We start from the raw sequence: 8,883 nt of genomic DNA, 5'->3' as shown, positions 1-8,883 counted from the left end.
CGACCCCGCGACGGACGCACGCTTGTCCGCCGCGGCAGCCGAGCGTGGCCGCCCGCCTTACGCGGTGGGCGGGGAGAGCGTCGTCGTTGCCGAAAGCATGATCGGCACTCTAATCACGGGGACCGACATCCGTCATCGGAATTCCGGATGGTGGGGAGACCGGTGAGGTGGTCGAGGCGACGAGCCCCGACCACCTCGTCCTCGATGCGACCCTCGGCGCCGCCGTCTCCGCCCATATCCACGATGCCAGGATCACCGACGCTCGGACCCGGCTGGACATCACGGGCACCGAGGGAGACGCGGCCCCCGTCTCCACCGGGGCAGCCGGCCCGGCAGGCATCCAGATCGGTGAACCGCGCCTGCTCGGGACGGCCCCGGACGGTACGTATCAGCAGTTGCCCGTCCCCGACCGGTACCGCTGGGCCGACGGCATCGACCCGGCCGCGGAGGGCTGCAACACTCTCGGCCGGTACCGGCACCCGCCGGTACCCGGGCTGACACGGAAGCCGTACTCCGCCGGGGGTGAGCTTCGGCGTGCTCCCGGCGTGCTCTATGTGGTGCGGTCGTCCGGTCTCGGTGCGGGTGGCCCGACCAGCCCCGCGCGCCGTTCCCCGTCGAGCACCCGCAGCGCCCGCTCCAGCGTCGCCGCGTGCAGTTCGCTCTCGCCGCGCTCGTGCATCAGCGTCAGCGCGTCCCGCAGCCGGACCGCCTTGCTGACCAGGCCCTGGGCGGCGCGCAGTCCGCTGTAGGTGTCGCGGCCGCGAGCCGGGTTGATACGGCCGAGCAGATCGAGCACCTCCAGATAGGCGTCGACCACCTCGCACTCGGCCCGGGTCAGTGCGGGCAGCGGCGGCAGGTCGGGCGGCCGGTGGCGGCTCATCCCGGCCTCACCGCCGCACCGGGGCGACGGGGGCCGATTTGCGGCTGGTGGTGAGCCGGTCGATGAGGCCGTAGTCGACGGCCTGCTCGGCGGTGAAGATCTTGTCGCGCTCGATGTCCTGGCTGATCTTGTTGCGCGGTTGGCCGGTGTGCCGCTCGTACAGCTCCTCCAGCATCTCGCGGGTGCGCAGCATCTCCCGCACCTGGATCTCCAGATCGCTGGTCTGTCCCTGGACGGGCTCGCTGAGCGACGGCTGGTGGACGAGGATGCGCGCGCCCGGCAGCGCGAGCCGCTTGCCCGGCGTGCCGGCGGCCAGCAGTACGGAGGCGGCCGAGGCCGCCTGTCCCAGGCAGACGGTCTCGATGTCGCAGGAGACGAAGCGCATCGTGTCGTAGATCGCGGTCATCGCGGTGAAGGAGCCGCCCGGCGAGTTGATGTACAGCGAGATGTCCCGGTCCGGCGCGGTGTGTTCGAGGTGGATGAACTGCGCCATCACATCGTTGGCCGAGGTGTCGTCGATCTGGGTGCCGAGAAAGACGATCCGCTCCTCCATCAGCTTCGAGTACGGGTCCATCGTCCGCATGCCGCTGCTGGTGCGCTCCGTGAACTCGGGCAGGACGTACCGGGCTGTCGGTGCTGTCGGCTGGTTCCGCATGGCGTCGCACTCCACTCCGAGCGAGAAAATGTACAGGTTGTACAGAACGTACATTGAGCAGCCTGCCACGGTCGGCGCTCAACAGCCCGTCCAGCGAGGCGGATTCCGCTGAAGGCGAAGCAGAGAGACCCCTCGCGCGGGGTGCGAGGGAGGGGGCGCAGGGAAGGTGGGACAGGGGGCGAGCAACGCCCGACTGCTGTCCGTTCACCGCTTTGACCTGCGGTTTTGAGCTCGCCCCTAGAATGGCGGGCATGGCTTACGAGATTCCGGTGACGCAGGCCCGGGCCGAGCTGGCGGAGCTGATCAATCGGGTCGTCTACGGCGAGGAGCGCGTTGTGGTGACCCGGCACGGAAAGCCGCTCGTCGGACTGGTGTCGGCTGCCGATCTGGAGCGGCTGGAGCGCTTGGAGGCCGCAGACCAGGAGCGATCGGAGTCCGAGGAGATCCTCAGCACCGTCTCCGGATTCCGGGACGCCCATGGCGGTGCGGTGCCGCACGGGGCGCGGCGGTTCGGGATCGCCGCTGAGCACCGGGGCCCGGCCGCCGGGGACCGGCGGCCGGGCCAGGGGAGCTGAGCCCGCAGGGGCCGAAGGTCAGGAGCTGAGCGTCCAGACCGCGTGCGCGATGGCGTCGCTGTGCAGGTCGAGCGCCTTCTCGTCGATGTTCGAGGTGTCGTCGCAGGACGAGTGGTAGCACGCGTCGTACGGCTCGCCGGCCGTACCGCCCCACTTGTCGGCCTGCGCCCGGGTCTTGCGCGCGCCGGCGCCGGTGAAGGTGCCGCCGACGGTGACGCCCGCCCGCTTGAACGAGGCGTGATCGCTGCGCCCGTTGGTCTCCTTCGAGGGCTCCGTCCGGACCCCCTTGGCGCGGAACCAGTCCGTGAACACGGACTCCACGGCCGGATCGTCGTCGTAGACGAAGTGGCCCGCGTTGGGCGAGCCGATCATGTCGAAGTTCAGATACGCGTCGATCTTGCCGAGCTCGTCCTTCGAGAGGCTGTCGACGTAGTGGCCGGAGCCCACCATGCCCTGCTCCTCGGCTCCCCACCAGGCGAACCGGAGATGCTTCTTGGGCTCGAGGTCAGCCTTGGCGACGGCCAGTGCGGTCTCCAGCACCCCGGCGGAGCCCGAGCCGTTGTCGTTGATGCCCGGGCCGGAGCGCACGGAGTCCAGATGGGCGCCGGTCATGACCGTCGCCCCGGTGCCGCCCTTGGGCCAGTCCGCGATGAGGTTGTAGCCGGTGCTGCCGCCGCTGGTGAACTCCTGGACGGTGGTCTTGAAACCGGCCGCGTCCAGTTTCTGCTTCAGATGGTCGAGGGAGGCCCGGTAGCCGGGGCGGCCGTGTGCGCGGTTGCCGCCGTTGGCCTCGGCGACGGACTGCAGCTCCTTCAGGTCCTGTTGGACGGCGGCGACGTCGATGTCGGGTGCCGCGGCCGTCCGGGCGGCCGGTCGGCCGCTGTCGCCGCCGGGGCCGTCGGGGCTGGCCTGGGCGGCTCCGCCCGCGGCGGCGAGCAGGGCGAGGGCGAGCACGGTGCTCGCCGAGGTGGCGACGGCAGCACGGCGCTGCTGTCTGTGGTGTCCGCGTATCACTGCTGAGCTCCGATGGTGTGGGGGGTGTGTGGGATTGCCGAGGACGGCAGGTATCGCCCGGAGCGGCGATGGGAGCGACGCTGTTGACTTGACGCGGACATGAGAATGCTGCGGGGGTGCGGCCCCGTCAAGAGCGCATATCGGACAGGCGGTTGCGGAGAGCGGAAGGCCGGGGCCTCAGCTCTCCGCAACCGCCCGTCGGTCGCGTTCCGCCCTCGGGGCGGGTCCGGCTCAGCCGGCCGGCACCCGGTCGACCGCCGGGGCCCGCCGGGCATGCGGCTGTCGCGACTCCGGCCGCCCGGCGCGCAGGCCGCCGAGGGTCACCGCGGCCAGGCCCAGCACCGCCCACACGGTCAGCACCAGCACCGGGGTGTCCACCGCCCGGCCGTCGAAGAACCCGACGCCGCGCAGCAGCGTTCCCCCGGCCCCCGGCGGGAGCAACTGGCCCAGCACTCCCAGCGGTTCGGGCAGCATCTCCGGCGCGCTGGACACCCCCGACCAGGGGTTGCCCAGCAGTACCGACAACAGCGCGCCCAGTCCGATGCCCTTCGCTCCCAGCAGCGTCCCCAGTCCCGCAACCGTGGAGCTCACGGCGAGCACCGTCAGTGCGAACGCGGCGGCCTCCGCCCACCAGTCGCCGGTCAGGATGCCGAGCCAGCCGTCGGCCAGTGCGGCAGCCGCGAGACCGACCAGCGCGGAAGCCCCCAGCAGCGCGGCCACGCCCGGCGTACCGCGCAGCCGCAGCAGGACGGTCAGCCCTCCGGCTGCCACCCCCGCGAGGGCGAGCGGCAGCACGCTCGCGCTCAGTGCCGCACCCCGCGGGTCCGCTGCGGGGACGGGTGCCACATCCTCGGTGCGCGCCCGGGTTCCCTCGGGTGCGGCCCGGGTCGCCACCTGGGTCAGCAACTGTGCGACCACGGGACCGGCGGCGCTCGCCGTCAGCATCTTCGGCCCCGAGGCAGTGGCGACCACGGCGCCGTAGACCTCGCGGTCCCGTACCGCCTGCCGTGCCGAGGCTTCGTCGTCGTAGCGGTGGACCTCGAAGGCCCCCTTCTGCTGGTGCAGTTGATCCGTCAGCTGCTCGACGGCGGCAGGTGGGCCCGCGACGCCGAGCGGCAGGTCGTGCGGTGCGGTGCGGGCGGCGGGCCAGGCGAAGGCCCACAGCGCGAACGCGACGATCAGCGGTACCGCAACCAGTACGGCGAGCGGCACCCGGGTCCGGGACCGGGTGGGGGAGGGGTCGGGAGTCGTGGCCATGGTGTGACCCTCCAGCTGGGAGAGAAGGGCGGACGGGATGGATGAAGGGACGGACGCGGCGGCGTGCAACCGCGTCGCATAAAGAGAAGGATCGTTCGTTTTAGCGGCACCACCGTTGCGTGGTCGCGCGCCGATTGTCAAGAAGGAACGTTCGTTTTAGGCTGCTGGTATGGCTCGCGTCTCCGCCGAACACCTAGAGGCCCGCCGTCGTCAGATCCTGGACGGCGCCCGCCGCTGCTTCCTGCGCAACGGTTTCCACGCCACCTCCATGCAGGACGTGCTCAAGGAGAGCGGGCTGTCCGCGGGTGCCGTCTACCGCTATTTCCGCAGCAAGGAGGAGATCATCGCAGCCGTGGCGGCGGAAGCGCTGGAGACCATCCGCGCCTCCTTCGAGCAGGTGACCTCCGCGCAGGTGCCGCCGACGCCGGACGAGCTGTTCATCGAGGTCTTCGGACGGCTCCAGGAGTCCGTCGGGGCCGGCGAGGACCCCAGGGAACTGCCCCGGCTGCTCGTCCAGGTGTGGAGCGAGGGGCTGCGCAACCCCGAGCTTGCCGAGACGATCTCCGACGCGTACGCGCAGCTTTCCGTGCAGTGGGCCCGGCTGATCTCGCAGTACCAGTCGCGGGGCTGGGTCGACCCCGGGGCCGACACCGTGCATGTCGCCCGCATCCTCATCGGCGCCGTACAGGGGTACTTCGTCCAGCAGGCGCTGTGGGGCGGTATCTCACCCGAGGAATTCGCCAAGGGGCTGCGCGCTCTGCTCTCCATGTCGGTGCCGGACGACCACCGGACCGCGCGCGGGGAGCGCTGATCTCGTCGTTCCCGCGGGGCGCACCCGGCGAGCGAGGACCGGCGGCGCAGGCGATGCCCGGCGACGCTGCCGTGCGGTCCAACCGGAGCGGTGAGGTTAACGCCACCGAAACGGCGCTGCCGTAATCTCCGGGGCAGTTGGCGGCCGAATATCACATGCGTGATACATCTATCCTGCGTGTGTCGTCGCCGTGAGTGACCAGGGCATCCCCGGGCCCGGCGACGACGGTGAGGTGGAAAGCATGCAACTGACCCCGCACGAGCAGGAGCGGCTGCTCATTCACGTCGCGGCCGACGTGGCACAGCGGCGCAAGGACCGCGGTCTGCGCCTCAACCACCCCGAGGCCGTCGCCCTCATCACGGCACATGTACTCGAAGGTGCCCGCGACGGGCGGAGCGTCGCCCAGCTGATGGAGTCCGGACGGACGGTACTGACCCGCGACGACGTCATGGAGGGCATCCCCGAGATGCTGCACGACGTCCAGGTAGAGGCGACGTTCCCGGACGGCACCAAGCTCGTCACCGTGCACGAGCCCATCATCTGACCGCGCCGACGAGGAGTCGCCACACCATGATCCCCGGAGAGATCCTGTACGCCGAGGAACCGGTGCAGCTCAACGCGGGCGCCGAGGCCATCCGGCTCACCGTGCTCAACAGCGCCGACCGGCCCGTGCAGGTCGGCTCCCACTACCACTTCGCCGAGGCCAACCCAGGGCTCGACTTCGATCGCGAGGCCGCACGCGGCAAACGCCTCGGTATCGCCGCGGGCACAGCCGTCCGCTTCGAGCCCGGTATCCCCGTCGAGGTCCTGCTCGTCCCCATCGGTGGCAAGCGGGTGGTCGCGGGGCTGCGTTCGGCCACGGGGGGTGCCCTCGATGCCTGAGCTGTCCCGCGCCGCGTACGCCGACTTGTTCGGCCCCACCACCGGCGACCGCGTACGGCTCGCCGACACCTCGCTCCTCGTCGAGATCGAGGACGACCTCTCCGGCGGGCCCGGACGCGCCGGCGACGAGGCGGTCTTCGGCGGCGGCAAGGTCATCCGCGAGTCCATGGGGCAGGCGCTGGCCACCCGCGCCGAAGGCGCCCCGGACACCGTGATCACCGGTGCCCTCGTCCTCGACCACTGGGGCGTCGTCAAGGCGGACGTCGGCATCCGCGACGGCCGCATCACGGCCCTGGGCAAGGCGGGTAACCCCGACACCATGGACGGCGTCCATCCCGAGCTGGTCATCGGCCCCGAGACGGAGATCATCGCGGGCAACGGCAAGATCCTCACGGCCGGTGCCATCGACGCGCATGTCCACTTCATCTGCCCGCAGCTCGCCGACGAGGCACTGGCCGCGGGCATCACCACACTCGTCGGGGGCGGCACCGGACCCGCCGAGGGCTCGAAAGCCACCACCGTCACACCCGGTGCCTGGCATGTCGCGCGCACCCTGGAGGGCATGGACGGGCTGCCGGTCAACGTCGGTCTGCTCGGCAAGGGCAACACCGTCTCGCGCGCCGCGATGCTCGCCCAACTGCACGGCGGCGCCGTGGGGTTCAAGATCCACGAGGACTGGGGTGCCACCCCGGCCGTCATCGACGCCTGTCTGTCCGTCTGCGACGAGACCGGCGCCCAGGTCGCCATCCACACCGACACCCTCAACGAGGCGGGTTTCGTCGGTGACACCCTCGCCGCCATCGCCGGACGCGGTATCCACGCCTACCACACCGAGGGTGCCGGCGGCGGGCACGCGCCCGACATCATCACCGTCGTGGCCGAGCCCAACGTGCTGCCCTCCTCCACCAATCCGACCCGGCCGCACACCGTCAACACCATCGAGGAACACCTCGACATGCTGATGGTCTGCCACCACCTCAACCCCTCGGTGCCCGAGGACCTCGCCTTCGCCGAGTCCCGCATCCGGCCCAGCACCATCGCCGCCGAGGACACCCTGCACGACCTCGGCGCCATCTCGATCATCTCCTCCGACGCGCAGGCCATGGGCCGTATCGGCGAAGTGGTGCTGCGCACCTGGCAGACGGCGCATGTGATGAAGGAGCGGTACGGCGCCCTCGCTGGTGACGGGCGCGCCGACAATCTGCGGGCACGTCGCTATGTCGCCAAATACACGATCAACCCCGCCGTCGCACAGGGCATGGACGCCGAGATCGGCTCCGTCGAGCCGGGCAAGCTCGCCGACCTGGTGCTGTGGGACCCGGTGTTCTTCGGCGTCAAACCCCAACTCGTGCTCAAGGGCGGACAGATCGCCTACGCGCAGATGGGTGACGCCAACGCCTCCATCCCCACCCCGCAGCCGGTGCTGCCCCGCCCCATGTTCGGGGCAACAGGCCGCGCCCCCGGTACGAACTCCGTCAACTTCGTGACGCGGACCGCGCTCGACGACGGACTGCCCGAACGGCTCGCCCTGGCCAAGCGGTTCGTCGCCATCCGCGACACCCGCCCCGTCACCAAGGCCGACATGCGCCAGAACGACGCCAGGCCCGATGTGCGGGTCGACCCCGACACCTTCACCGTCACCATCGACGGAACGCCCATCGACCCCGCGCCGGCCGAGACGCTGCCCATGGCGCAGCGCTACTTCCTGTTCTGAGCCGGTCTTCACCATGAGCGTTGCCACATTGCTGCTGCTGGCCGACGGCAGGTTCCCCGCGGGAGGCCACGCCCACTCCGGCGGGGTGGAGGCGGCCGTCAGGGCCGGCCGGGTCCAGGACGCGGCCTCCCTCGAAGAGTTCTGCAGGAGCCGTCTGCACACGGCCGGTCTGACATCGGCAGCTCTCGCCTCCGCAGCCGCGGCAGGGCACGACCCGCTCGCGCTGGACGAGGCGGCCGACGCCCGCACGCCCTCGCCCGCGCTGCGCCGCACGGCCCGCAGGCTGGGGCGGCAGCTGATGCGGGCTGCCCGGGCCACCTGGCCGGGCCCGGAGCTTGACGCGCTGGCGGCCGCCCGTCCCAAGGGCGCCCACCAGCCCGTGGTGCTGGGGCTCGTGGCGCGCTCGGCGGGTCTCGGCCCGCTGGAGGCGGCGCATGCCACCGCCTACGAGAGCGTCGGCGGAGCGGCGACGGCGGCCGTCCGCCTCCTCGGTCTCGATCCCCTCGACGCGACCGCCGTACTGGCCCGGCTCGCCGCCGAGACGGACGAGGTGGCGCGGCAGGCCGAGGCCGCGAGCAGCGGAGCGGTGGAGGACCTGCCCGCCGCCTCGGCCCCACTGCTGGAGATCACCGCCGAGCAGCACGCGACCTGGCCGGTACGCCTCTTCGCCTCCTGACCGTCACGACCACCACCCCACGGAGGAGCCCGTGCACCTCGAACACACCGACACCGTCCACCCCGAGCGGCACAGCGCCTCGGCGGCCCGGCCCGACGGCAGCCGCCGTGCGCTGCGCGTCGGTTTGGGCGGGCCCGTCGGCTCGGGCAAGACCGCCACCGTCGCGGCGCTGTGCCGCACCCTGCGCGACCGGCTCTCGCTGGCCGTCGTCACCAACGACATCTACACCCGCGAGGACGCCGCCTTCCTGCTGCGCGAGGCCGTCCTGCCACCGGAGCGGATCACCGCCGTGGAGACCGGCGCCTGCCCGCACACCGCGATCCGGGACGACATCTCCGCCAACCTGGAGGCGGTCGAGGACCTGGAGGAGGACATCGGCCCGCTCGATGTGGTGCTGGTCGAGTCCGGCGGCGACAACC

Annotated in this window: 11 protein-coding genes; 7 read left to right on the top strand and 4 right to left on the bottom strand. The window is 71.5% G+C overall.

Going from position 1 to position 8,883, the window contains the following annotated elements; genetic code table 11:
• Positions 1-550: 550 nt before the first annotated feature.
• Positions 551-880 carry a hypothetical protein gene (locus KBY19_RS34810; protein ID WP_099878185.1) on the bottom strand — a complete coding sequence of 110 codons (330 nt, stop codon included), beginning with the start codon at positions 878-880 and terminating at the stop codon, positions 551-553.
• Between the two features lie 7 nt (positions 881-887).
• Entirely contained in the window at positions 888-1,535 is a 648-nt protein-coding gene (locus KBY19_RS34805; protein ID WP_099886292.1) for an ATP-dependent Clp protease proteolytic subunit, read from the bottom strand.
• 251 nt (positions 1,536-1,786) lie between these two features.
• On the opposite strand from KBY19_RS34805, the gene KBY19_RS34800 reads away from it, so the two are divergent.
• Positions 1,787-2,110, top strand: coding sequence for a type II toxin-antitoxin system Phd/YefM family antitoxin (locus KBY19_RS34800; RefSeq protein ID WP_099886291.1), 324 nt, complete (start codon positions 1,787-1,789; stop codon positions 2,108-2,110).
• Between the two features lie 18 nt (positions 2,111-2,128).
• On the opposite strand, the gene KBY19_RS34795 is transcribed toward KBY19_RS34800, so the two are convergent.
• Positions 2,129-3,124 (bottom strand): M28 family metallopeptidase, encoded by a 996-nt coding sequence (locus tag KBY19_RS34795; protein ID WP_099878182.1) that lies wholly within the window; start codon positions 3,122-3,124, stop codon positions 2,129-2,131.
• Between the two features lie 231 nt (positions 3,125-3,355).
• Entirely contained in the window at positions 3,356-4,381 is a 1,026-nt protein-coding gene (locus tag KBY19_RS34790) for an ABC transporter permease (protein ID WP_210967433.1), read from the bottom strand.
• 169 nt (positions 4,382-4,550) lie between these two features.
• Between KBY19_RS34790 and KBY19_RS34785 the strand changes: the two genes are divergently transcribed.
• The 6 genes from KBY19_RS34785 to KBY19_RS34760 form a co-directional block, all read left to right on the top strand.
• Positions 4,551-5,192: a TetR/AcrR family transcriptional regulator gene (locus tag KBY19_RS34785; protein ID WP_099878177.1), complete on the top strand. Its 642-nt coding sequence runs from the start codon at positions 4,551-4,553 to the stop codon at positions 5,190-5,192.
• 241 nt (positions 5,193-5,433) lie between these two features.
• Complete coding sequence (locus tag KBY19_RS34780; RefSeq protein WP_185016199.1) at positions 5,434-5,736, top strand: urease subunit gamma; 303 nt, start codon at positions 5,434-5,436, stop codon at positions 5,734-5,736.
• A 26-nt stretch (positions 5,737-5,762) separates the two neighbouring features.
• Entirely contained in the window at positions 5,763-6,074 is a 312-nt protein-coding gene (locus KBY19_RS34775; protein ID WP_099878174.1) for an urease subunit beta, read from the top strand.
• Positions 6,067-7,788 (top strand): urease subunit alpha, encoded by a 1,722-nt coding sequence (locus KBY19_RS34770; protein WP_099878171.1) that lies wholly within the window; start codon positions 6,067-6,069, stop codon positions 7,786-7,788. Before KBY19_RS34775 ends, KBY19_RS34770 begins: the two co-directional genes overlap by 8 nt.
• 13 nt (positions 7,789-7,801) lie before the next feature.
• Complete coding sequence (locus KBY19_RS34765) at positions 7,802-8,464, top strand: urease accessory protein UreF (RefSeq protein ID WP_099878168.1); 663 nt, start codon at positions 7,802-7,804, stop codon at positions 8,462-8,464.
• A gap of 31 nt (positions 8,465-8,495) precedes the next feature.
• On the top strand, positions 8,496-8,883 hold a 388-nt coding region (locus tag KBY19_RS34760; RefSeq protein WP_307843701.1), incomplete at its 3' end, for a GTP-binding protein.

This window comes from Streptomyces sp. B15 (assembly GCF_018070605.1).
In the GTDB taxonomy this organism is placed as follows: Bacteria; Actinomycetota; Actinomycetes; order Streptomycetales; family Streptomycetaceae; genus Streptomyces; species Streptomyces smyrnaeus.
Note: the sequence above shows the minus strand (reverse complement) of the source record. Positions and strands in the feature narration are given on the sequence as shown.